Here is a 23,849-nt window from a genome sequence, read left to right as displayed (position 1 = left end):
CCGTCGCCGGACGGTCGTGACCGACGTCTCCCGCCGAGCCGCCGCCCCGCGGGCTTAGGGTGGACGGGTGCGTGGTGAGTACAAGGTCCCTGGTGGCAAGCTCGTGGCGGTCGACGTCGAGGTGGAGGCCGGGCGGCTCGCCCGCGTCGCGGTGAGCGGCGACTTCTTCCTCGAGCCGGACGACGCGCTCGAGGACATCGACGGCGCGCTGACGGGCATGCCGGAGACGGCGACGGTCGCGCAGCTCGCGAGCGCCGTCCAGGGCGCGCTCGGCGAGGACGTCACGATGATCGGCTTCTCGCCGGAGGCGGTGGCCATCGCCGTCCGGCGAGCCCTCGGGCACGCGACGGGCTGGGGCGACCACACGTTCGAGATCGTGCACGAGGGTCCGGAGGAGCCGGCGATGCACCTCGCGCTCGACCAGGTCCTCACCGAGGAGCTCGACGCCGGCCGCCGCGGCCCGACGCTGCGGATCTGGGAGTGGGCGTCGCCCGCCGTGATCATCGGATCGTTCCAGTCGCTGCGCAACGAGGTGGACCCGGAGGGCGCGGAGCGCCACGGCGTGACCGTCGTGCGCCGCATCTCCGGCGGGGGCGCGATGTTCGTCGAGCCGGGGAACACCATCACCTACTCGCTCTACGTCCCGGGCTCCCTCGTCGAGGGCCTGAGCTTCGAGCGCTCGTACGCGTTCCTCGACGACTGGGTGCTCGGTGCGCTCGCGGACGTCGGCGTCGAGGCGACGTACAAGCCGCTCAACGACATCGCGTCGCCCGCGGGCAAGATCGCGGGCGCAGCGCAGAAGCGGCTGCGCGGGGGAGCGGTGCTCCACCACGTGACGATGGCGTACGACATCGACGCGGACAAGATGACCGAGGTGCTGCGGATCGGTCGCGAGAAGCTCTCGGACAAGGGCACGACGAGCGCGAACAAGCGCGTCGACCCGGTGCGCTCGCAGACGGGCATGGCGCGCGAGGACGTCATCGAGGCGTTCAAGGCGCACTTCCGGTCGCGCTACCGCACGGTCGAGGGCAAGGTCACGCCCGAGGAGCGCGAGCGCGCCCAGGAGCTCGCGCGGACGAAGTTCTCGACGCCGGAGTGGACCGCGCGCGTCCCGTGACGCCGTCACCCGTGAGGTAGAGCCGCCGGTCGCGAGGTAGGGCTCCCCGGGTTCTACGTCGCGACGGCGGGTTCTACCTCGGCGTGGGACGCGGGCCGAAGACGGCGGTGCCGACGCGGACGATCGTCGCGCCTTCCGCGACGGCGAGCTCGAGGTCGCCGCTCATGCCCATGGAGAGCTCGCGCGCGTCGGCGGTGCCCGGGGCGCCCGAGCCCACGACGGCGTCGCGCACCGCGCGCAGGCGCGCGAAGCCCGCGCGCACCACCGTCTCGTCCGGCGAGTTCGCGCCGATCGTCATGAAGCCCCGCAGACGCAGACCCTCGAGCGCGGCGACGGCGGTCGCGAGGGCGACGGCGTCGTCGGGCCGGACGCCCGACTTGGACTCCTCGCCCGAGACGTTCACCTGGACGAGCACGTCGAGCACGCGGCCGTCGCGCGCGCAGCGTGCCGCGAGCGCCTCGGCGAGCGCGAGCGAGTCCACGCTCTCGACGCCCGTCGCCGTCGCGAGGACCTGGTTGACCTTGTTGCGCTGGAGGTGCCCGATCATGTGGACCTCGACACGCCCCGCCGCCACGAGGTCGGCGAGGTCTGGCGCCTTGGCGACCAGCTCCTGCACGCGGTTCTCGCCGACCAGGTCCGCGCCCGCCTCGACGACCGCGCGCACGGCGTCCGCGGGCTGCGTCTTGGTCGCCACGAGCAGCCGCACGTCCGACGTCGCGCGCCCGGCCGTGCGGGCGGCGTCGTCGACCCGGGTCCGCACCCGGGCGAGGTTCTGCGCGATCTGCGCGGGCAGCACGGACGAGGGGTCGGGGAGGGGCATGCGGTCAGTCTAGGTAGTCGCTCGCGCGTTGGGTTGCGGGACATGCTCGGTTTCGCCCTGTTCGCTGGCGCCTACAGCGATAGTGAATATCGGTAGCTGCCGAGGGGTCGCAACGTCAGCACACAGGGCGCCGGCGAGCACGTTGCAGACGTTCTCCCATGTTCCGTCGTGCGTCCAGACGGTGAAGTAGTGGGACGGGGTGCTGGTCGATCCGTAGACGTCGCGAAGTGTTGGCCAGGCGGCGCCGGAGCGAGCCTTGGCGAAGATCGCGTCGACGCTTCTCCGTACGCGGTCCCCTCGGCCCCTGGGCAGGAGGGGAGCGACGGAGTCCCATTCCTCGTCCGACAGATCCTGAGGCAGCACGCCGATCCCGCGTGCTCTGTGCCACGCCGCGGCGGCGCACGGCGCTCCGCCGCGGCGGGCTTCACGGTCCTCCACGACCGTCACGGTGACGTCCAGCTGGTTCAGCGCGACCCGGCGGAGTTCCGGCCGTGTGATGTCGCGGAGTGACGCGATCGTCCACTCGAGACCCGCACGACGTGACACGTGCGGGAGAGGCTCGTCGGAGCGACGGCCGTCCAGCATCTTGCAGACCGAACGCCAGACGTGGTTGTCCACGAGGTCCGCATCGAGGGTCGCGCACGTGCACGGGGAGCGATCGACCCGGTAGCGACCCCGACAGCGGTACCCGCGGTAGCCCCAGGAGAGCGTGCTGGAGTCGGCGCCCGTGTAGGTCTCGCCGCAGGGAGACGTCATCCTCCCGGAGAGTGGGTACACCGACCGCTCGCGCGCTGGTGAAGTTCGGCGAAAACGCACGACGAGTGCGTCCGCATCGTCCTCGCTGACGATCCTCGGAAGCGAGATCGTGACGCTCGCGCCCCAGAGCGGGTTGCCGTCCGGGGACCGGAGGGCATGCCGCCCGCGGAAGTGGATGGCGGCATCGATGACTGCGGAGGAGAGGACCCTGCTCCGTAGGTTGCCCTCGGTCCAGGGACGACCCGAACGGGTCGGTCGCCCCTCGGCGTTGAGCCGCGCCGCAGCCGCGGCGAACGACATGCCGTCGCGCAGGAGGAGGTCGACCACCTCGGTGATCGTGCGTGCTTCCGAGAGGTCGATCTCCAGGTGCGACGCATAGTGCTTCTCCCGGGCGACGCGGTACCCGAACGGCGGTCTTCCACCGATGTGAGGGGCACCGGTTGCCTGGGCCTTTGCTTGAATCCCGCCTTGTGTCCGACGGCGTAGGTCGTCGACCTCGGCAACTGCGTGCGCAGCGAGGAGTTCGACGGCCGGGCGCCCCAACCGGTACAGATCATCGACCCGCAGCGCCGAGACCGCTGTCGGGACCCCAGCGCCTGCCAGTCCCTCCACGGCGTCCCACACGCCTCGCCCAGAACCGAGTCGGTCGATGCTCTCGATCACCACCATGTCGAACTCGCGTCGTCCAGCGGCGGCCATGAGTGCCGAGAAGGCAGGCCGCCGGGATGGCTGGACGAGTCGTGAGACGCCGAGGTCCACGAACGATCGGAGATAGTGCCACGAGCCGTCCTCTGCGAAGGCACGGATGGCGTTCTCCTGGCGAACGAGTTCGAACCGATCTCCCTGCTGTGTTCGACTGACCCGTTGATACCCGACGGCGCGCGAGCCCACCGACATGTTGGACCGAGCTTCCACGGAGCACCCCTGCTGCTTGTGTCACGGCCGACCACCGGCACGCTGCTGGTCGGGAGCGTAGCTGTCGGGTCCGACAACCTCTGTGCCCTGCAGAGATTCGGTGCTACCGCGCGATCGGGGCCGTCGCGCCCGCCGTGAGGCGCAGGAGGTCCGACGGTGCGAGGCCGACGTCGAGGCCGCGGCGGCCGCCCGAGACGTAGACGGCGTCGAACGCGAGCGCGGAGTCGTCGAGGAACGTGCGGTGACGCTGCTTCTGGCCGAGCGGCGAGATGCCGCCGACGACGTAGCCCGTCGCGCGCTCCGCCGCGGCGGGCTCGGCCATGGCCGCCTTCTTGCCGCCCGCCGCCTTGGCGAGGGCCTTGAGGTCGAGCTGGCGGTCGACGGGCACGACGCCCACGACGAGCGCGGCGCCGTCGACGACGGCGAGCAGGGTCTTGAACACCTGCTCCGCGGGCACCCCGATCGCCGCCGCGGCCTCCAGGCCGTAGGACAGGTCGCTCGACGGGTCGTGCTCGTACGGGTGCAGCGTGTGGGCGACGCCCTCGCGCTCGAGGAGCGCGACCGCGGGCGTGCCGGCGTGCGCGGACGACTTCGACTTCTTGGCCACGGGCCGATTCTGCCGCAGAGCCGCGCTACACGTTGACGTCGAGCAGCGACCCGATCGCGTAGGTCACGCCCATCGCGACCGCGCCGCCGACGACGGTCCGGACCGTCGCGCGCCGGGTCGGTGCGTTCCCGAGGCGGGCCGAGCCCCAGCCCGTGAGCACGAGCGCGAGCACGACGGCGACGAACGTCAGCGGGATGCGCACGGTCTCCGGCGCGAGGAGGATCGCCGCGAACGGCAGCAGGCCGCCCACCGTGAACGACACGATGGAGGCGACCGCGGCCTCCCACGGGCTCGTGAGCTCGTCGGGGTCGATGTGGAGCTCGGCGTCGGCGTGCGCGGCGAGCGGGTCGCGCTCGGTGAGCTGGACGGCGACCTGGCGCGCGAGGTCCGGCGTCAGCCCCTTCGCCTCGTAGATCCCCGTGAGCTCCTCGAGCTCGGCGTCCGGCATCTCGGCGAGCTCGCGCCGCTCGGTCGCGAGCAGCGCCCGCTCGGTGTCGCGCTGCGTGCTCACCGAGACGTACTCGCCCGCAGCCATGGACAGCGCGCCCGCGAGGAGCGCCGCCCCGCCTGCCGTCGCGATGACGGGGATCGACGTGCTCGTCGCTGCGACGCCCACGACGACGCCCGCCGTCGAGACGATGCCGTCGTTGGCGCCCAGGACCCCGGCACGCAGCCGGTTGAGACGTGACCCGGTGCTCTCCGGGTGGTGGGGCTCGCCGGGGTGCTGGCCGTTGCGCGGTGCGTCGCTCATGGGTTCCACCGTAGGGGCCTGCCGGCGCGGCGCGACCCGGACCGCGCGGGCTCCTGCACGACCGGCCGACGTCGCAATGAGCGTGCGCCGCCAGTACGCGGTGAGGTCTGATCGGGGCATGGTGATCGAGCTGGAGACCCCGGAGGTCGACGAGCTGGGCGAGGCCCTGGACGCGCTGCGGACGTGGCAGGACGACGCGGCGCCGCTGCAGCTGCATCCCGGCGACGTGGGCTGGTTCTGGCGGTTCGGCGCGACGGCGACCGCCGCCGCGGTCCGGACGTGGCGCCGCGACGGACGGGTCGTCGCCGTCGGGCTGCTCGACGGCCCCGACCTGCTCCGCCTGGGGATCGCACCGGACCTGCAGCGCGACGACGAGCTCGCGCGGCGCCTCGCCGAGGACGCCGGGCGACCCGAGCGCGGAGTGCTCGGGGAGGGCGGTGCGTCGGTCGAGGCGCCGGTGGGTGCCCTCGTGGACGAGCACCTGGCCGCGGCGGGGTGGCGCGTCGACGAGCGGTGGGCGCTCCTGCGCCGCGACCTGGCCGCCCCGGTCGAGGACCCGGGCGTCCGGGTGCGTGAAGTCGGGCCGTCGGAGGCGGCCGCGTGGGCCGAGGCGCTGCGCTCGTCGTTCGGCGGGACGCGGGCCGCGCCGGAGCGCTGGCACGCCCTGGCGACCGGGCTCCCGTACGCCGACGCGCGCTGCCTCGTCGTGCAGGACGGCCCACCCGTCGTCGGCGACCCGGCCGACATCGCCACCGGGTCCGCGGCGGCGGTGATCGCCGTGTGGTCGGCCGGCCCGGGCCGACCCGGGCTGATCGAGCCCATGGGCGTGCACGCCGAGCACCGGGGCCGCGGTCTCGGCCGCGCGGTCACTCTCGCCGGGCTGGCGGCGCTCCGCGCGCTGGGCGCCTCGAGCGCGCTCGTCGCGACGCCGGCGTCCAACGTCGGAGGCGTCGCCACCTACGTCTCGGCGGGCTTCACCCACCTGCCCGAGCGGTTCGACCGGCGGCGCGAGGCGCGGTGACCGCTCCGCCCGCGACGCCCGCCGTGAGACCGTCGGCGCAGGTCGTACCCCGTCCCCTACGCTGCTCGGCGTGACGCAGGGGAACTTCACGGACGACCGACCGACCACACGCGCGGAGCGCTACGAGCACGGGCGGGGGGTGTTCGGCTCGGTCAACGCGACCGCGGGCGCCGTCCTCGCCGACGCGCTCGCGGACGTCTCGCCCGAGCTGGAGCACCAGATCTCGGCCTGGGCCTACGGCGAGATCTACGCGCGACCGCAGCTGGAGCCGCGCGACCGGCAGCTCGTCACGCTCGGGATGCTCAGCGCCCTCGGCGGGTGCGAGCCCCAGCTCGAGATCCACGTCCGCACCGCGCTCGACGTCGGTCTCACGCCGGCCGAGATCGTCGAGGCGCTGCTGCAGTCCGCCGTCTACTGCGGGTTCCCGCGGGCGCTCAACGCGACGGCCGTGGCCAAGCAGGTCTTCGCCGAGCGCGGGCTGCTGCCGGTCGACTGAGCGGCCAGGGCGGCGGCGCCCCGACCCCCGCGACCGGCTGGTGGTACCCGGCCCCGTGGCGCCCGGCCGGTGGTGGTGCGCGACCCCGTGGCGCCCGGCCGCGGCGCTCGTCGGGGCGCCGGTCTACAGCGGCCCGACGGCCAGCACGGTCACGACCGGCTCGCCCGCCTCGTCGCTCGCCGCGAGGTCGACGCTCGCCGTGATCGCCCAGTCGTGGTCCCCGGCGGGGTCGTCGAGCACCTGCCGCACGAGCCACGTGCCCGCGGGGACGACCCCGCCGGGGGCGTGCTCCGCCGTCGGGCCCTCGTGGCCCGCGGGCAGCTCCGCGCCCGCCTCGACGACCCGGAAGAGTGCCGCCGACCGGGCGCCGGGGCCGATCCCGACCGCGTCGTCGCCCTGGTCCTCGAAGAGCGGGTCGAGCGCGTCGCCCCACGCGTCCGCGTCCCAGCCGGCGCCGCCGTCGAGCGCGCCGAGCGCGCGGTAGTCCTCGCGGGACGCGAGCTCGACGCGGCGGAACAGCGCGTTGCGCACGAGCCGCCGGAACGAGCGCGGGTTGCCCGTGACCGGCCGGGTCGGTGCCTCGGCGCCGGCCCCGGAGAGCGGGCCGTCGCCGACCTCGGTGTCCGCGTCGTCGTCGACCGGGTGCGCCAGGCGCTCCCACTCGTCGAGCAGCGACGAGTCGACGCCGCGCACCAGCTCGCCGAGCCACTCGACGATCTCCTGCACCTCCTCGGTGCGGTGCTCCTCCGGGACCACCTGCCGCAGCGCGCGGTAGGCGTCCGCGAGGTAGCGCAGCACGACGCCCTCCGTGCGCTCGAGACCGTAGACGGACACGAACTCCGCGAACGTCATCGCGCGCTCGACCATGTCGCGGACCACGGACTTGGGGGAGAGCTCGGCGTCGGCGACCCACGGGTTGGACCGCTTGTACATCGCGAACGCGGGCGCCAGCAGCTCCTCGAGCGGCTTGGGCCACGTGATCTCCTCGAGCAGCGCCATGCGCTCCTCGTACTCGTACCCCTCGGCCTTCATCGCGGCCACGGCCTCACCCTTGGCGGCGTTCTGCTGCGCGTAGAGCACCTGGCGCGGGTCGTCGAGCGTGGCCTCGATGACGGAGACGACGTCGAGCGCGTGGGTCGCGCCCTCGACGTCGAGCAGGTCCAGGGCCGCGAGCGCGAACGGCGACAGCGGCTGGTTGAGCGCGAACTCGCGCGGCAGGTCGCCGACGAGGCGCACGCTCGGACGGTACCCCTCCGGGCGCGACGGGTCCTCGACGCGGACCCGCTCGACGATCCCCGCCACGCGCAGCGAGCGGTAGATGCGCAGCGTCTGGCGCACGTGCTCGCGGCGCTGGGTGTCCGTGTCGTGGTTCGCGAGCAGCAGGTGCCGCATCGCCTCGACGGGGTCGCGGCGCGGGTCGGCGGGGTCGACGTGCCCACGGCCGTGCTGGGCCGTGCGCGCGAGGACGTTGAGGACCATCGCGTGCGTGACGGTGAAGTGGCTGGTCAGGGGCTCGGGCTCGGCGTCGCGCAGGCGCTCGAACGTCGCGTCGGTCCAGTTGACCGAGCCCTGCGGCGCCTTCTTGCGGACGATCTTCTTGAGCTTCTTCGGGTCGTCGCCCGCCTTGGCGAGCATCTTGCGGTTCTCGATGACGTGGTCGGGCGCCATGACGAGCACCTCGCCCACGGTGTCGTACCCGGCGCGGCCCGCGCGTCCGGCGATCTGGTGGAACTCGCGCGCGGTGAGGTGGCGCATACGCTCGCCGTCGAACTTCACGAGGCTCGTGAGCAGCACGGTGCGGATCGGCACGTTGATACCGACGCCGAGCGTGTCCGTGCCGCACACCACCTTGAGCAGCCCCGCCTGCGTGAGGCGCTCGACGACGCGCCGGTACTTGGGCAGCATGCCCGCGTGGTGCACGCCGACGCCGTGCCGCAGGAACTTGCTCAGCGTCTTGCCGAACCCGGTCCCGAAGCGGAAGTCGCCCAGCTCGGCGGCGATCGCCTCCTTCTCGGACTTCGTCGCGACGTTCATCGACAACAGCGACTGCGCGCGCTCGACAGCGTCCTTCTGCGTGAAGTGCACGACGTACACGGGCGCGCGGCGCGTGCTGACGAGCTCCTCGATGACCTCGGTGAGCGGCTCGACGACGTAGCTGAAGTGCAGCGGGACCGGCCGCTCGGCCGTGGTGACCTCGGCGACGGGGCGCCCGGTGCGCTCCTCGAGCTCCTCGACGAACCGCGTGGTGTCGCCGAGCGTCGCCGACATGAGCAGGAACTGGGTGTGCGGCAGCTCGAGCAGGGGCACCTGCCACGCCCAGCCGCGCTGCGGGTCGGCGTAGAAGTGGAACTCGTCCATGACGACCTGGGAGATCGCGTCCTCGTCGACAGGTCCGGCAGCGGCGCCGTCGCCGCCGCCGCGGCGCAGCGCGATGTTCGCGAGGATCTCCGCCGTGCAGCAGATGATCGGGGCGTCGGGGTTCACGGCGGAGTCGCCCGTCGTCATGCCGACGTTCTTGGACCCGAACGCCGCGACGAGCGCGAAGAACTTCTCGCTCACGAGCGCCTTGAGCGGCGCGGTGTAGTACGTGCGGCCGCCGCGACCCGAGCGGTGCGCGGCGAGCGCGGCGAACTGCGCGCCCATCGCGACGAGGGACTTCCCCGAGCCGGTGGGCGTCGAGAGGATGACGTGCGAGCCGGTGACCAGCTCGATGAGCGCCTCGCTCTGGTGCGGGTAGAGCTCGAGACCCTGCTCCGTCGCCCAGGTGGTGAACCCCTCGTAGAGCGCGTCCGGGTCGGGAGCCTTGCCCGTCGGTGCGGGCACGTGCGCGAGGAGAGCCGGGGTGCGGCCGGTCGTGGTGGTCACGGGACGAGTCTGTCAGGTGTGGAGCGCCGGGGTCGTCGGCAGCCGGTCGCGCCGGCCGCGGGGCCGGTGCGGATCTGGCGCCGCCGAACCCGGGGTCGTTCCCCGGTTCCGGGCCGGACCGGGGGACAATCCCGGGCTCGGGAGATCGGGAGATCGGGGCACAAGGGGTTGATAGCGCTGTCAACGTGTGCGAGGGTATGCCGCGGGAACGGCGTCGTGGCCGGGCCTGGACTCCGAGTCATCGACGACCACCGACCCCACGTCGCCGTGGGACCAAGGGGAGCACCACATGCGGATAGACAGCGCTGTCAACGCTGATCGCGATCCATTCCCGGCCCGTACCGGACCGTCCCGCTCTCGTCCGCCGCGTCCCGGCGGACACCGACGTCGCGCGGGCGCCGTCGTCGCCCTCGCCACCGCCGCGAGCCTCGCGCTCCCGCTGGCCGCGTACGCCGCGCCCGGGATCGGGGCGTCGCCCGCGACCGCCGCCGGGACGGAGGCAGCGACGGGGTCCGATGCCGCCGCTGCCGCCGTCGACGGTCCGTTGGTCGACTACGTCAACCCGTTCATCGGGACCAAGGACGACGGCAACACGTACCCGGGCGCCGCCGTGCCGTTCGGCATGGTGCAGCTCTCGCCAGACAACGGCCACAACGTCGGGTACGACTACGACCGCACGTCGGTCCGCGGCTTCTCGCTCGTCCACCTGTCCGGCGTCGGCTGCGGCCTCGGCGGTCCGCTCCCGACCCTGCCGACGACGGGCGCGATCACCTCGACCGACTACGGCCAGTACGCGCTCGGCTTCTCGCACGACGACGAGGAGGCCTCGCCGGGGTACTACCGCGTGGGTCTCCAGGCGCCGGCGGGCACGATCGAGGCCGAGCTCACCGCGACCGAGCGCACGGGCGTCCAGCGGTACACGTTCCCCGCGACGGCGCAGGCCAACGTCCTGCTCAACGCCGGCCAGGCGCTCAACCGGGTGACGGAGTCCGACGTGCGCGTCGTGGACGACCGCACGGTCGAGACGCGCATCACCGTCCGCGGCTTCTGCCAGGACACCGAGCCGCAGACGATCTGGACCCGCACGACCTTCGACCGGCCGTTCGTCGCGCACGGCACGTGGGACGGCCAGGTCGTCACCGCGGGCTCGGACGCCGCGTCCGGCGGCGAGGGCCGTCGCGGCGCGTACGTCACGTTCGACACGACCGGCGGCGACCTCGACGTCGAGGCCGTCACCGCGATGAGCTACGTGGGCGCCGACGGCGCCGCGGCGAACCTCGCCGCGGAGGCCGGCACGTTCGACGCCGTGCACGACGCCGCGCGCTCGGCCTGGGAGGAGCGGCTCGGCCTCGTGCGGGTCGCGCAGGGCGACCCGGACGACCTGCGCACCTTCTACTCCTCGCTCTACCGCAGCTTCCTCGCGCCGAACGTCGGCTCCGACGTCGACGGGCGCTACCGCGGGTGGGACCAGGAGGTCCACGCCGCGGAACCGGACTTCACCTACTACCAGAACTACTCGCTCTGGGACACGTACCGCACCCAGCAGCAGCTCCTGTACCTGCTCGCGCCCGACGAGTCGGCCGACATGGCGCTCTCGCTCGTGCGCCAGGGCCAGCAGGGCGGGTGGCTCCCGCGCTGGGGCTACGGCACGGTCGAGACGAACATCATGACCGGCGACCCGGCGACGCCGTTCCTCGTCAGCGCCTGGCGGCAGGGCCTGCTCGCGGGCCACGAGGAGGAGGCGTACGCGGTCCTGAGGGAGAACGCCGACGGCGTCCCGCCCGCCGACTCGCCCTTCAACGGGCGCGCGGCGAACGTCGAGTACCTGCGCGACGGGTTCGTCCCGCACGAGCCGGCGCGCTCGGGCAAGCCCGGCGACTACGATCTCCAGCACGGCGCCTCGGCGACCATGGAGTACGCCCTCGCCGACGCGATGCTCTCGACGATGGCGCGCGGCCTCGGCCACGACGAGGACGCCGACCGGTACGCCGCCCGCGGCCAGAGCTACCGCAACGTGTTCGACCCGCGCACGGGCAACTTCCGGGCACGTAACGCGGACGGCTTCTTCGTGGGCGACGCGGACCCCGCGCACTCCGACGGGTTCCACGAGGGCACGGCGGTGCAGTACCAGTGGCTCGTGCCTCAGGACGTGCCGGGCCTGTTCGACCTCATGGGCGGCACCGACGCCGCGGTCGACCGCCTCGACGCGTTCTTCGCGTACGACGAGCTCGTCGCCGACCCCGCGCACGTCGCGAGCGAGGTGTGGGTCAACGGCACGTACGACTACTACGGCTGGGAGACCTACAACCCGAACAACGAGCCCAACCTCCACGCGCCGTACGTCTACCTGTGGACCGGGCAGCCCTGGAAGACGACGGACGTCGTGCGCGCCGCGTCGACCCTCTTCACCGACGGCCCCGACGGCGTCACGGGCAACGACGACCTCGGCACGATGTCCGCGTGGCACGTGCTGTCGTCGATCGGCGTGTACCCGATCGTGCCGGGCGCCGATCTGTGGGGCCTGACGACGCCGCTCTTCGACGACGTGACGATCACGCTCGACCCGGAGGTCTTCGGTCGCGACGCGCTGCGCCTCACGGCGGACGGCGTCGCGCCCGACACGCATTACACGCAGTCCGTGTCGCTCGGCGGCGAGCCGCTCGATCGCGCCTGGGTCACGGGCGACGAGCTCACCGCGGCCGGCACGCTCGACGTGACCGTCGGCACCGAGCCGTCCGCGTGGGCGACCGACCCCGCGGCCTCGCCGGGCGCCGTCGTGCCCGCGGACGGCACGGTGGAGCGCCTGTTCGTCGGCGCGTCGCCGCGGCAGCCGGTCCTCGCCCCGGGTGGGCAGACCGAGGTCGCGGTCCAGGTCGTCGCCCAGGGCGCGGGGACGTCCAGCGGGACGCTCGAGGTGACGTCCGACGGTGCGGTCACCGCGACGACCGACCTCGCCGACTGGACCGCCGAGTCCGACGGCCTGCCGGCCACGGTCGAGGGCACGGTCACGCTCGCCGCGCCCGCGGACGCCGAGCCGGGGCTCCACACCGTGCGGCTCGTCGTGCGCGACGCCGCGGGCACCGAGGCGGTCCGCGAGGTGCAGGTCGTGGTGTCCGGCGAGTCGTGGATCGCGGACGCGTTCGACAACGTCGGCATCGGCGACGCCGGCGCGGCCAACGCGAACCTCGACGGCTCGGGCGCCTACCTCCTGCGCGACCTGCTCGCCGACCTCGGGGCTGTCCAGGGCCTGGAGCTCACCGTGCCGGGCACGGACCTCACCTACACGCTCGGGGCCCCGCCGGCGGGTGCGCCCGACAACGTCGCCGCGAGCGGCGAGGTCCTCGAGGTGCCCGAGCACCTGCGCTCGGCCCGCCATCTCTCGGTGGTCGGGACGAGCACGCACGGCACGCACGGGGGAGGCCTCGTGCTCGGGTTCGCGGACGGCACGTCGCAGACCGTCGACGTGCGGCTCAGCGACTGGTGCACGGGCTCGCCCGAGCCCGGCAACATCACGGTCGCGAAGGCCGGGGCGCGCGGCGACCGCGAGAACGTGCAGAAGATCGGCTGCGGCCTCTACGCCACCGCGCCCGTCGCGATCCCCGAGGGCAAGGTCCTGACGTCGGTCACGCTGCCGAGCGACGAGCGGTTCCACGTGTTCGCGATCGCGACCGATGCGACGGGGGACGTCCCCGCGCCGCAGGTCGAGGTCACGGCGCAGGCCCGCTGCCTCGGCGGCAAGGCGTTCGTCGCGGTGCGTGCGCTCAACACGGGCGAGCAGCCCGCCGCGATCGAGCTCGCGACCCCGTACGGCTCCCAGCTCTTCGGCGACGTCGCTCCCGGGGCGAACGCGTACCAGTCGTTCGCCACCCGCGCCGCCGCCGTCGAGGCGGGCGAGGTCACGGTGACCGTGACGACGCCCGACGGCGAGCCCCAGCAGGTCACGGCCGCGTACGACGCCGCCGCCTGCTCCTGATCGACGGTGGCCGCGGGGCCGTACGGTCCCGCGCCACCGTCCTCCACGCACGTCCCGCCCCTTCGTCCTGTGAGGACCCCATGTCTCGAACACGTCCTGCGCGCACCACGGTGCGGCGCTCCGTCGCGGCGCTCTCCGCCACGGCGGTCCTGGCCGCCGGCCTCTCGATCGCCCCCGCCGTCGGGCTCGCGGGCCCGGCGCTCGCGGCCGCACCCGACCTCGTCGAGGACCCCGTCTCCTTCGTCGACCCGTTCGTCGGGACCGGCCAGGCGACGGGCGTCGTCGGGGAGATCAACAACTTCCCCGGGCCGTCGATGCCGTTCGGCATGATGCAGCTCTCGCCCGACACCCAGGTCTCCGTGGGCAACGGCGACAAGGCGTACGCCGGCTACCGCTACTCGCACCAGGCGATCCGCGGCTTCTCCATGACGCACGCGGCCGCCGGGTGCTGGATCTTCGGCGACGTCCCGATCCTCCCCGTGACGGGAGACGTCGGGCAGTACCCGTGGGACCGCAAGGAGGCGTTCAGCCACGACGCGGAGAGCGCGGAGGTCGGCCGGTACGCGGTCACGCTCCAGTCGTCGGGGATCGAGGCGGAGCTGTCGGCCGCGACCCGCTCGGGCGGGCTGACGTTCGACTACCCCGAGGGCGGTGCCGCGTCGCAGGTGATCGTCAACGCCGCGGGCTCGCTCGCGAGCGTGCGCAACGCGACGGTCGAGGTCGAGGACGCGCGCACGGTCACCGGCTCGGTGACGAGCGGCGGGTTCTGCGGCAAGAACAACACGCACACGACGTACTTCGCGATCGAGCTCGACCAGGACGCGCAGGCGTTCGGCACGTGGCAGGGCTCGACCGTCTCGCCCGGCGACCCGTCGGCCGACGGCAACGGCGCGGGCGCGTGGCTCACCTTCGCGCCCGGCGCGACGGTGCACGCGAAGGTCGGCATGTCCTACGTGAGCGTCGAGGGCGCGCGCGCCAACCTCGCGGCCGAGATCCCGGGCTTCGACTTCGACGCCGTCCGGGACGCCAACCGCGCCGCCTGGTCCGACCTGCTCGGCAAGGTCCGCGTCGCGGGGCAGGACGCCGACGACCTCACCATGTTCTACACGTCGCTCTACCACTCGCTGCTGCACCCGAACACGTTCACCGACGTGGACGGCCGGTACGCCGGGTTCGACGGGGAGATCCACCAGGCCCCCGAGGGGCACGAGCGGTACGCGAACTTCTCCGACTGGGACACGTACCGGTCGCTCGGCGCGCTCCAGGCGCTGCTGGCGCCCGACCAGGCGTCGGACATGGCGCAGTCGCTCGTCGAGGTCGCCGACCAGTCCGGCTGGCTGCCGCGCTGGCCCGTCGCGAACCAGCACACGGGCCAGATGACCGGTGATTCCTCGGTGCCGCTCATCGCGAGCATGTACGCGTTCGGGGCGCGCGACTTCGACGCGGAGTCGGCGCTCGCGCACATGGTCAAGGGTGCGACGAGCGCCGCCCCGACCGCGAACGGCTACGTGCAGCGGCGCGGGATCGAGACGTACCTCGAGCGCGGCTACGCGCCGCAGACCGAGGAGTTCCGGGGCGACCACCGCGTCGTCGGCGCGTCGATCACGCTCGAGTGGTCGATCGCCGACTTCGCGATCGGGCAGCTCGCGGCCGCGCTCGGCCAGGACGACGTCGCCACCGAGTACGCCGCCCGCGGCCAGTGGTGGCAGAACGTCCACGACCCCGTGACCCGCACGGCGGGCGCCCGGAACGACGACGGCACGTTCGTGCGGTCGCAGGGCGGCGGCGGGTTCGGGCAGGAGGGCTTCGACGAGGGCAACGCCGAGCAGTACACGTGGCTCGTGCCGCAGAACGTCGCGGGGCTCACCGACGCGCTCGGCGGGCGTGAGGCCGTCGCGGAGCGGCTCGATGCCTTCACGGTGCAGCACAACGCCGGCCCGAACGAGCCGTACCTGTGGATCGGCAACGAGCCGAACTTCGGCGTCCCGTGGCTGTACGACTACGTGGGCCAGCCGTGGCGCACGAGCGAGCTCGTGGACGAGCTCACGTCCACGCTGTTCCGGCCCGAGCCGAACGGCAAGCCCGGCAACGACGACCTCGGCGCCCAGGCCGGCTGGTACGTGTGGGCCGCGATGGGCCTGTACCCGACCACGCCGGGCACGGACGTGCTCGCGCTCAACGCGCCGCGCTTCGACCGCGTCGTGGTCGACCTCGGCGAGGGCGACACCCTCGACCTGCGCGCCCCCGGCGCCTCGACCGGCGCCCGCTACATCAGCGGCGTCACGGTCGACGGCGCGGCGTGGGGCGGGACCTCCCTGCCGCGCCACGTCGCGCACGACGGCGGCGTCGTCGAGCTCGCGATGTCGGTCGAGCGCGACACGACGTGGGGGACCGCGGTCGAGGACGCCCCGCCGTCGTGGCGCGACGGCGAGTCCGCCGTGGTCGCCGCCGCGGACCCGGGCCTCGTGACGGTCGCACCCGGCGGGACCGCCGACGCGTCGGTGGCCGTGCAGCTCTTCGGCGCCGACGCCGCCGACGTGCGCGTCGCGGTCGACGCTCCTGACGGCATCGGGGTCGGTGAGCCCGCGCTCGTCGACGACGGCTCGGGCCACCTCACCGGGACGGTCCCCGTCCAGGTGGGTGCCGGCGTCGCGTCCGGCTACCACGACGCGCGCCTCGTGCTCTCGGCCGGGGACGACGACGTCGAGGTGCCCCTCACCGTCCTCGTCGCCGCGCCCGGGTCGCTCGTCGCGGCCTACGACACGGTCGGCACCGCGCCCGAGTCGAACCGCGGCGTCGGGAACTTCGACGCGGCCGGCAACTCGTTCTCGCGCGAGGCGCTCGCCGACGCGGGTCTCACGCCCGGGTCGGCGCACGACGTCGACGGCCTGGCGTTCACGTGGCCGTCCTCACCCGTGGGGCGCCCGGACTCGGTCACGCTCACCGGCGAGACCGTGCGGCTCGACGCGCCGACGAGCCGGCTCGCGTTCGTGGGCGCCGCGACCGACGGGACCCATCGCGGGACCGCGGTCGTGACGTTCGACGACGGCAGCACCGCGACCACGACGATCGGCTTCGGCGACTGGGTGCTGCCGAGCGCGGACGGCTCGCCGGTCGAGGGCAACTCGGTCGTCGCGCAGATGAACCGGCGCAACGGCGACAAGGACAGCGCGTTCGTGTTCGCCACCGCCCCGTACACCGCGCCCGAGGGCCGGCGCGTGGTCGCGGTGACGTTCCCCGACGTCGACGACCTGCACGTCTTCGCGATCGCGACCGACCCTGCCACGGACGTGCACCTCGTCGACGTGACGGTCTCCCCGCGCTGCCTCGCAGGGACCCCGTACGTGGCGGTGCGGGCGGCGAACGCCTCCGCCGGGGCCGTCGACGTCGACCTCACCACGGGCGTGGGCTCGCGGTCCTTCACGGCCGTCGCCCCCGGCGCGAACGCCTACCAGTCGTTCGCCGCTCGCGGCGCGACCGGGGACGTCGACGTCACCGTCACGGCCACGGGGGAGGAGGGGACGCAGACGGTCACCCAGACCGTCGTCGTCCCGCGCTGCGCCTGACCGACGGCGGGCACGCACCGAGCGCTCGGTGCGTGCCCGCCCTCGCGCTCGACCGCAGTACCCGCACGACCGCAGTACCCGCAGGACCGCAGTACCCGCAGGACCGCAGTACCCGCAGGACCGCACGACCGGTCTCACCGACCGCACCGACGCACGACCGACATCGACGAGAGGGACGACCCATGACCGGTACGACGACGTACCCGGCCTCGCGAGCCCGCGACCGCCGGACCACCGCGCCGCTCGCCCTGCTGGCAGCGCTCACGACGCTCGCGCTCGTGCTCGCCGCGGCACTCCAGGCGCCCGCGGCGCGCGCCGCGGAGGCGTTCACGCCGACCGAGGTGGTCGGCGCCGGCACGACCTGGCGCTACCTGGACGACAACACCGACCCCGCTGCGGGGAACGCGGACCGGACCGTGTGGGCCGACCCGGCGTTCGACGACGCCGCGTGGAAGACCGGCCGGCCGGGCTTCGGCGCGGTCAACGGGACCGCGAGCGGCATCGGCGGCGGCCACACCATCACGACCCTGCTCGACTACTGGATCACGCAGACGCCCAAGGTCGTCGTGCCCGCCTACTTCTTCCGCACGACCGTGACCCTCGACGAGGCGACGCTCGGCGAGATCACCGGCCTGCGCGGGACGCTCGTCTACGACGACTCCGCCACCGTGTACGTCAACGGCGAGCGCGTCGCCGGGTGGGGCGACTCGATGATCACGCGGAACCTGCAGTACCAGGACAAGGCCGGCGCGACCGCACCGCTGCGCGAGACGCTCGTCATCCCCGCCGACGTGCTCGTCCCGGGCGAGAACACGATCGCGGTCGAGATCCACCAGTGCAACGAGACGAGCTCGGACGTCTACTTCTCCCTCGCGCTCTCCACCACCGACGACCCGTCGATGCCGTTCCCGCAGGACGTCCTCGACCGGACCTACGCGTCCGACGCGACGCCGTCGGCCCCGACCGGGCAGGACTGGTTCACCTGGATGCTGCGTGGGTTCGCCGACCTGCGCGCGAACCACCCGGAGATCCTCTCGCCCAACGAGCCCGGCCAGCCCACGAGCGCCAACGACCTCGGCTCGCTCGCGCGCAACAACGCCTACGTCGCCGGGGACCTGCAGGTGCAGCGCGCCCTGACCGACGGGCGCGGCTCCGCCTACGAGACCATGGCGGACGCGCTCGGCAGCGAGCTCGGGCCGATCTACCGCGCCGCGCTCGCCGACGGCCGGCTCCCCAAGACGAAGGCCCTGCTGTCCGGGCGCGTCGAGAAGTCGGTCGGCAACCACGAGCCCGCCAAGGCCGCGTACGACTACAAGCGCCCGTTCGTCCGCCTCGGCTTCACGTCCGCCGGCGGTCACGTCAACGCGTTCGAGACCTCCGGCAGCTACGAGGGGCTGCGCAACAACGGCTCGTTCCCCAGCGGGCACACCAACCACGGCTACGCGCAGGGCACCGTGCTCGCGACGCTCCTGCCGGAGCTCGCGCCGCAGATCCTCGCGCGCGCGTCCGAGTACGGCGACAACCGCCTCGTGACCGGCTTCCACTACCCGCTCGACGTCATGGGCGGCCGCATGACCGGGCAGAACATCGCGCAGCTCCGGTGGTCCGACCCCGCGTTCCGCGTGCTCCTCGAGCAGGCGCGGACCGAGCTCGTCACCGTGCTGGAGCGGGAGTGCGGCGACGAGATCGCCGTGTGCGCGCAGGACCAGGTGCCCTACCTCACCACGGACCAGGCCCTCGCGGTCTACGACCAGCGCCTCACGTACGGGTTCCCGCGCGTCGGGGAGGCGGGCCGGGAGGTCCAGGTGCCCGCCGGCGCCGAGGACCTGCTGCGCACGGCGTTCCCCGACCTCACGGGCGACCAGCGCCGGCTCGTCCTCGCGGCGACCGCGCTCGACTCGGGCTACGCGCTCGACGTCGCGGGCGAGGCCGAGTGGCAGCGCCTCGACCTCGCGGCCGCCATGGCGGCGGACGTCGTCGTGAACGCCGACGGCACGCTCACCGTGGACGGTGAGGTCGTCGGCGAGCCGACGGCGCCGCTCGTCGACGTCGAGGCGTCCGCCCGCTGCCTCGCCGGGGCGCCGTACGTCGCGGTCCGCGCCCGCAACGTGTCCGACGGCGTGCTCGACGTCGCGCTCGTGACCGGCGCGGGGGAGAAGGCCTTCGCCGCGGTGGCCGCCGGCGCGAACGCGTACCAGTCGTTCGCGGTGCGTGGCGTGGAGACGGGCGCGGACGTGCCCGTGACCGTCACGGCGACCGGCGCGGGCGGCGCGACCCAGGAGGTCGCGCGGGACGTCGTCGTCCCGGCCTGCGGCTGACGGACCGACCCGGGAGGCAGCCTGCGACACAGCGGGAAAAGCCTCCCGGGTCGCCTTTCGGGTCAGGCTGGTCCGGTTGAAACTTCTGGCGCCCCGTCGAGGTCTCGGGCACGCTGGTGCCCCCAGCGACGACGGAGGCGCAGTGACCGAGGAGTACCAGGGCAGGCCGGCGACGCACGCGGAGACGCCGCAGGAGTGGCGCGCGTGGCTCGCCGCGCACCACGACGACCCCGAGCCGGGGGTGTGGCTGCTCACCTGGCGCCGCGAGAGCGGCCGCGCGACCTACGGGTACGAGCCGTGGATCGAGGAGGCGCTGTCCTACGGCTGGATCGACGGCCAGGCCGCGACGGTCGACGCCGACCGGCACGCGCTCTGGTTCACGCGCCGCCGCCGCGGCAGCCGGTGGACCCGGCTGAGCAAGGAGCGCGTCGCGCGCGTCGAGGCGGACGGGCGCATGACCGACGCCGGACGCGCCGTCGTGGAGGCGGCGAAAGCCGACGGGTCCTGGACGCGGCACGACGACGCCGAAGCTCTCGTGGTGCCCGACGACCTCGCCGCCGCGCTCGCCGAGCGACCCGGTGCCCGCGAGCGCTTCGACGCGTTCACGCCGGGCGTCCGGCGCTCGATCCTCGGCTGGATCGTCGAGGCGAAGCGGCCCGAGACCCGCGCACGCCGGATCGCGGAGACCGTCGAGCAGGCCGAGCAGGGCGTCGCGGCGCACCAGCCCCGACGCTAGCCCCGACACCGGCCCGGGCGCTCAGCGCACGACGCCCAGGGCGGCGGCCGTGGCGTCGTCGGCCGGGAAGAACGACTCGATCGCGATCTCGTCGAGCGTGACGTCCCGCGGGGAGCCGAACACCGTCATCGTGTAGAGGAACGCGAGCTCGCCGTGCGGGGTCGACAGGCGCAGCGGCACGACGGCGTCGCTCGCGGGGGAGCGGTCGTCGCGCCGGTGCTCCTCGGGCGGCAGGTAGCCCTCCACCTCGGCGAGCAGGTCGACGAGCGCCGGGTCGCCCGTGCGGTCGAGCTGGCGGCGCACACGTCGTCGGACGTGCGCACCCCACTCCGCGAGGTTCGCGATCCGCGCGGCGAGGCCGTCGGGGTGCAGGGTCAGGCGCAGCACGTTGACGGGCGGCTCGCGCAGCCGGTCGGGCACGCCGTCGAGGAACGTGCTCGCGGCGGCGTTGGCGGCCAGCAGGTTCCAGCGCCCGTCGACGGCCATCGCGGGGAACGGCTCGTGTCCGGCGAGCACGAGGCCGACGGCCCGGCGGGCGGCCGCGAGCGTCGCGGTCGACAGCGGCGTCTCCCGGTGCCGCGGCGCGTAGCCCGCCGCGAGGTAGACGTCGTTGCGCGAGCGCAGCGGGACGTCGAGCTCGTCGCACAGACGGTCGATCATGTCCCGGCTGGGCTGCGCCCGGCCGGTCTCCACGAAGCTGATGTGGCGCGGCGAGACGTCGGCGCCCAGCGCGAGGTCGAGCTGCGAGCGCCGACGTCGCACGCGCCACTCGCGCAGCATCGATCCGGCGGGTACGTCCACGGGAGGCATGGACCCACCCTGCCGTCCCTCGGGGGGCCGGCCAACTACCTCCGAGGTCATCGACACCGTGTCGTGGTCCGGCCGATGGTGGTGCTCCGGCCACCCGCCGGACCGCCACGGCGCCGCGGACCAGGCGCCGGCAGAGGAGGGACCATGACCGAGACGACGACGCGGACCGCGACGGCGGTCGAGCGCTACCTGGAGTTCTGGAACACGGCGGACGCGGCCGGGCGCGACCGGCTCGCGTGCGAGACGTTCTCCCGCGACGTCGAGCACGTCGCTCCCGTGACGCGTGCCGAGGGGTGCGACGCGGTGCTCGCGTTCGCGACGGAGCTGCTCACGCACGTCGCGGGGTACCGGTTCGAGGCACGCTCGGAGCCGGACCTGCACGACGACCGGCTGCGCCTGCGGTGGCGCGCGGTCGCCCCCGACGGGTCGGAGCTCGCGACCGGCACCGACGTCCTGCACGTCCGGCCGGACGGGCTCGTGTCGTCGGTGACGACGTTCCTGGACCGCGCGCCCGACGGCGTCGCCGCGCACCACCACTGACCCGCTGAGCGCGCGAGACGGTCGCTGTCGCATCGAGACGACGGCGACCGTCTCGTGCACTCAGCGGCTCGGGCGTCAGGAGAGGTCCCAGAGCAGCCGGTAGTAGGCGATGCGCTCGGGGTCGGGGTCGATCCCGTAGCCCGCGTACACGTCGTCGACGTACCCGGGGCCGTAGTTCCACTCCGTGCTCCAGGCCGCGACGGCGAGGTCGGCCCAGCGGTCCGCGACCCCGAGCGAGCCGAGGTCGACGTGCGCGGCGAACGCGCCGTCGTCGTGCAGGAGCGTGTTGGGCACGCACGCGTCGCCGTGGCACACGACGAGCCGGTCGACGGCGGGGGGCGCTCCGAGCCGGGCGCGTGCCGCCGCGACGCCCAGGTCGCGGTGCTCCGGGAACCACCCGTCCGGGCCGTCGCCGCGGGCCAGGCGCGCGTCGGCGTTCGCTACGCGGTCCTCGACGGCCCAGGTGAACGGGCACGAGGCGACGGGCAGCGCGTCGTGCAGCGCGCGCAGCCCCCGCCCGATCGCGACCGCGGCGGTCGCCGGGTCGGCGACCCAGCGCGGCTCGACCGCCGATCGGCCCGGGACGGCGCGCGTGACGAGCCAGGCGCCGTCGTCGTCGGATCCCTGGGCGAGGACGTGCGGGACCGGGGCACGGTCGCCGACCCACGCGAGGCGCTCTGCTTCGCCCGGAAGGTCGATCTCGGGCGTCCCGGCGGGGACCCACTTGGCGAACCGGGTGCCGTCGGCACCGTCGAGCCGGAAGGTCAGGCCGCCGAGCGCGTTGCGCCACACGGGAGCGACGGCGTCACCGCCCGCGAGCACGCGGACGGCGTCGGGCACGACGACCGGGCCGGTCGGGACGGCGGCGAGCGGGGGGCGGGTCATGCGCGCGATCCTCGCACGACGCCGCGACGCATCAGGAACGGGCCGCCGCCCTCCCTCCGGACGGGGGCGCGGCACTCGACGGCGGGAGCACCCTGCCGGTGCCGCGACGACGGAGGGAACGACGATGACGACCGTCCTGACGACACTGCCGACCTGGCCGCGCGTGCGCCGCGGCGCGAACGGTCACCCGGTCCAGACGCTCCAGCACCTGCTGCGCCACCGCGGGCACGAGATCGCCGTCGACGGGCTGCTCGGGCCGCGGACGGAGGGCGCGGTCCGCGCCTTCCAGGACGGGGTCGGGATCGACGTCGACGGCGTCGCGGGCCCCGCGACGTGGGCCGCGCTCGTCGTGGTCGTGCGCCGGGGGAGCGTCGGCGAGGCCGTGCGCGCGGTGCAGCGCGAGGCCGTCGCGCGCGACCTGTCCGGCGGGCCCGAGCCGGTGCTCGACATCGACGGGCAGTTCGGCCCCCGCACCGAGACCTGGGTGCGCGGCTTCCAGGACGCGCTGCACGCGGGCTTCCCCGAGGTCGCCGTCGACGGTGTCGTCGGGCCCGTGACCTGGCGCTGCCTCGTCAGCGGGATGCTGTCGCACTGACCTCGGGCGCCGGTGCGGGCTCGGGCTCGGCCTGGGCGCGGTCGAGGAGCGCCTCGCACGCGGCGAGCAGACGCTCGCGCAGCACCGCGCCGCGCTCGGCGAACTCGCGCTGGTGGCGCACGTACTCGGCCTTGCCCTCGGGCGTCTCGATCGCGACGGGGTCGAGCCCGTACGACGACACGTCGTAGGGCGACGCCTGCATGTCGACGACGCGGACGTCGCGCGCGAGCTCGAAGCAGTCGAGCACGAGGTCGCCCGGGACGGCGGGGGTGAGCTTGAGGGCCCACTTGTAGAGGTCCATGGTCGCGTGAAGGCATCCGGGCTGCTCCAGTGCGGGCTGGGTCTCGCGCGTCGGCTGCAGGCGGTTGAGCGGCGTGGCCTCCGGCGTGAAGAAGCGGAACGCGTCGAAGTGCGAGCACTGCACCGGGTGGGACTCGACGACGCGGTCGGTGCCGTCGTGTCCCAGGCGCAGGGGGAGCGGGTGGCGGTGGTCGCGGCCGGTGGCCCGGTCGCGGTAGACCATCGCCCACTCGTGCAGCCCGAAGCACCCGAACCGGCCGGGCCGCGAGGCCGTGGCGGAGAGCAGGCCGTGCAGGTAGCGCACGGTGTCGCCGCGGTCGGCGAGGAACGCGTCGGCGTCGAGCGTCAGGCCCGCGGGCGTCTCGCGGTACCACCGCCACCCGGCGCGCGCCGTGTACGGGTCGGCGGCCTCCTCGTCGGGCCGTGGTGCCGTCTCGGCGCTGGGCACGTGGACCGCCGGCCGGGCGAGCACGACGCCGGGGCCCGGGTGCCAGCGGCGGAGCTGCGCCGGGCGCGTGGGGTAGTACGTGAAGAGGAAGTCCTCGATCGCGTGCTTCTCGCCGAGCGGCTTGCGCTCGCGCCACCCCGCCGTGAACGCGTCGGCGCGCTCCGCGTGGGCGCGCTCGCACGCCGTCCACTCCTCGGCCGCGAGCACGACGGGTCGGACGACGGTGGTCGTCGAGGCGGTCGCGGTGGCGGTCGGGGGCACGGTCCCAGGGTACGAGAGCGCCGGGCGGCACCGACGAGCCGGCAGCCGGGACGCGTTTCACCCGGGCGG

General features: G+C 74.1%; 17 protein-coding genes. 9 read left to right on the top strand and 8 right to left on the bottom strand.

The features are described 5' to 3' along the window. The first annotated feature begins 67 nt into the window (after nucleotides 1–67). Nucleotides 68–1,117, top strand: a complete 1,050-nt coding sequence (locus ACFC2L_RS12580; protein ID WP_375824639.1) for a biotin/lipoate A/B protein ligase family protein — start codon at nucleotides 68–70, stop codon at nucleotides 1,115–1,117. Between the two features lie 73 nt (nucleotides 1,118–1,190). Here the strand turns inward: ACFC2L_RS12580 and ACFC2L_RS12575 are convergent, their stop codons facing one another. The 4 genes from ACFC2L_RS12575 to ACFC2L_RS12560 all read right to left on the bottom strand — a co-directional run bounded on the left by ACFC2L_RS12575 (nucleotide 1,191) and on the right by ACFC2L_RS12560 (nucleotide 4,966). Then, entirely contained in the window at nucleotides 1,191–1,937 is a 747-nt protein-coding gene (locus ACFC2L_RS12575; protein ID WP_375824638.1) for a YggS family pyridoxal phosphate-dependent enzyme, read from the bottom strand. Between the two features lie 9 nt (nucleotides 1,938–1,946). Further along, nucleotides 1,947–3,608: a recombinase family protein gene (locus tag ACFC2L_RS12570; RefSeq protein ID WP_375824637.1), complete on the bottom strand. Its 1,662-nt coding sequence runs from the start codon at nucleotides 3,606–3,608 to the stop codon at nucleotides 1,947–1,949. 103 nt (nucleotides 3,609–3,711) lie between these two features. Continuing rightward, nucleotides 3,712–4,215, bottom strand: coding sequence for a Cys-tRNA(Pro) deacylase (gene ybaK / locus ACFC2L_RS12565; protein WP_375824636.1), 504 nt, complete (start codon nucleotides 4,213–4,215; stop codon nucleotides 3,712–3,714). Nucleotides 4,216–4,240: 25 nt separating this feature from the next. Continuing rightward, the gene (locus tag ACFC2L_RS12560; protein ID WP_375824635.1) at nucleotides 4,241–4,966 is read right to left on the bottom strand and encodes a VIT family protein; all 726 of its coding nucleotides are present in this window, start codon (nucleotides 4,964–4,966) and stop codon (nucleotides 4,241–4,243) included. A 118-nt stretch (nucleotides 4,967–5,084) separates the two neighbouring features. On the opposite strand from ACFC2L_RS12560, the gene ACFC2L_RS12555 reads away from it, so the two are divergent. Both ACFC2L_RS12555 and ACFC2L_RS12550 read left to right on the top strand, forming a co-directional pair. After that, complete coding sequence (locus ACFC2L_RS12555) at nucleotides 5,085–5,987, top strand: GNAT family N-acetyltransferase (protein WP_375824634.1); 903 nt, start codon at nucleotides 5,085–5,087, stop codon at nucleotides 5,985–5,987. A 70-nt stretch (nucleotides 5,988–6,057) separates the two neighbouring features. Then, nucleotides 6,058–6,483, top strand: a complete 426-nt coding sequence (locus ACFC2L_RS12550; RefSeq protein WP_375824633.1) for a carboxymuconolactone decarboxylase family protein — start codon at nucleotides 6,058–6,060, stop codon at nucleotides 6,481–6,483. Between the two features lie 123 nt (nucleotides 6,484–6,606). Here the strand turns inward: ACFC2L_RS12550 and ACFC2L_RS12545 are convergent, their stop codons facing one another. Further along, entirely contained in the window at nucleotides 6,607–9,348 is a 2,742-nt protein-coding gene (locus ACFC2L_RS12545; RefSeq protein ID WP_375824632.1) for a DEAD/DEAH box helicase, read from the bottom strand. Between the two features lie 544 nt (nucleotides 9,349–9,892). On the opposite strand from ACFC2L_RS12545, the gene ACFC2L_RS12540 reads away from it, so the two are divergent. From ACFC2L_RS12540 to ACFC2L_RS12525, 4 genes are all read left to right on the top strand, one after another. Then, nucleotides 9,893–13,321: a GH92 family glycosyl hydrolase gene (locus ACFC2L_RS12540; protein ID WP_375824631.1), complete on the top strand. Its 3,429-nt coding sequence runs from the start codon at nucleotides 9,893–9,895 to the stop codon at nucleotides 13,319–13,321. An 80-nt stretch (nucleotides 13,322–13,401) separates the two neighbouring features. After that, nucleotides 13,402–16,887 carry a GH92 family glycosyl hydrolase gene (locus ACFC2L_RS12535; protein ID WP_375824630.1) on the top strand — a complete coding sequence of 1,162 codons (3,486 nt, stop codon included), beginning with the start codon at nucleotides 13,402–13,404 and terminating at the stop codon, nucleotides 16,885–16,887. A gap of 182 nt (nucleotides 16,888–17,069) precedes the next feature. Next, a complete protein-coding gene (locus tag ACFC2L_RS12530) occupies nucleotides 17,070–19,205 on the top strand; it encodes a phosphatase PAP2 family protein (protein ID WP_375824629.1) in 2,136 nt (711 codons plus the stop codon). A gap of 142 nt (nucleotides 19,206–19,347) precedes the next feature. Beyond that, a complete protein-coding gene (locus tag ACFC2L_RS12525; protein WP_375824628.1) occupies nucleotides 19,348–19,941 on the top strand; it encodes a YdeI family protein in 594 nt (197 codons plus the stop codon). A 21-nt stretch (nucleotides 19,942–19,962) separates the two neighbouring features. Here the strand turns inward: ACFC2L_RS12525 and ACFC2L_RS12520 are convergent, their stop codons facing one another. After that, entirely contained in the window at nucleotides 19,963–20,751 is a 789-nt protein-coding gene (locus ACFC2L_RS12520; protein WP_375824627.1) for a helix-turn-helix domain-containing protein, read from the bottom strand. Nucleotides 20,752–20,895: 144 nt separating this feature from the next. Between ACFC2L_RS12520 and ACFC2L_RS12515 the strand changes: the two genes are divergently transcribed. After that, nucleotides 20,896–21,291, top strand: a complete 396-nt coding sequence (locus tag ACFC2L_RS12515; protein WP_375824626.1) for a nuclear transport factor 2 family protein — start codon at nucleotides 20,896–20,898, stop codon at nucleotides 21,289–21,291. Nucleotides 21,292–21,366: 75 nt separating this feature from the next. On the opposite strand, the gene ACFC2L_RS12510 is transcribed toward ACFC2L_RS12515, so the two are convergent. Then, the gene (locus tag ACFC2L_RS12510; RefSeq protein ID WP_375824625.1) at nucleotides 21,367–22,176 is read right to left on the bottom strand and encodes an aminoglycoside 3'-phosphotransferase; all 810 of its coding nucleotides are present in this window, start codon (nucleotides 22,174–22,176) and stop codon (nucleotides 21,367–21,369) included. 124 nt (nucleotides 22,177–22,300) lie between these two features. Here ACFC2L_RS12510 and ACFC2L_RS12505 point away from each other — a divergent pair, with 124 nt between their 5' ends. Beyond that, nucleotides 22,301–22,771 carry a peptidoglycan-binding protein gene (locus tag ACFC2L_RS12505; protein ID WP_375824624.1) on the top strand — a complete coding sequence of 157 codons (471 nt, stop codon included), beginning with the start codon at nucleotides 22,301–22,303 and terminating at the stop codon, nucleotides 22,769–22,771. On the opposite strand, the gene ACFC2L_RS12500 is transcribed toward ACFC2L_RS12505, so the two are convergent. Beyond that, the gene (locus ACFC2L_RS12500) at nucleotides 22,749–23,780 is read right to left on the bottom strand and encodes a 3-methyladenine DNA glycosylase (RefSeq protein ID WP_375824623.1); all 1,032 of its coding nucleotides are present in this window, start codon (nucleotides 23,778–23,780) and stop codon (nucleotides 22,749–22,751) included. The genes ACFC2L_RS12505 and ACFC2L_RS12500 overlap by 23 nt on opposite strands. Between the last annotated feature and the right edge of the window lie 69 nt (nucleotides 23,781–23,849).

Source organism: Cellulosimicrobium sp. NPDC055967, assembly GCF_042269845.1.
In the GTDB taxonomy this organism is placed as follows: Bacteria; Actinomycetota; Actinomycetes; order Actinomycetales; family Cellulomonadaceae; genus Cellulosimicrobium.
This window is presented reverse-complemented; position numbering and strand designations above follow the sequence as displayed.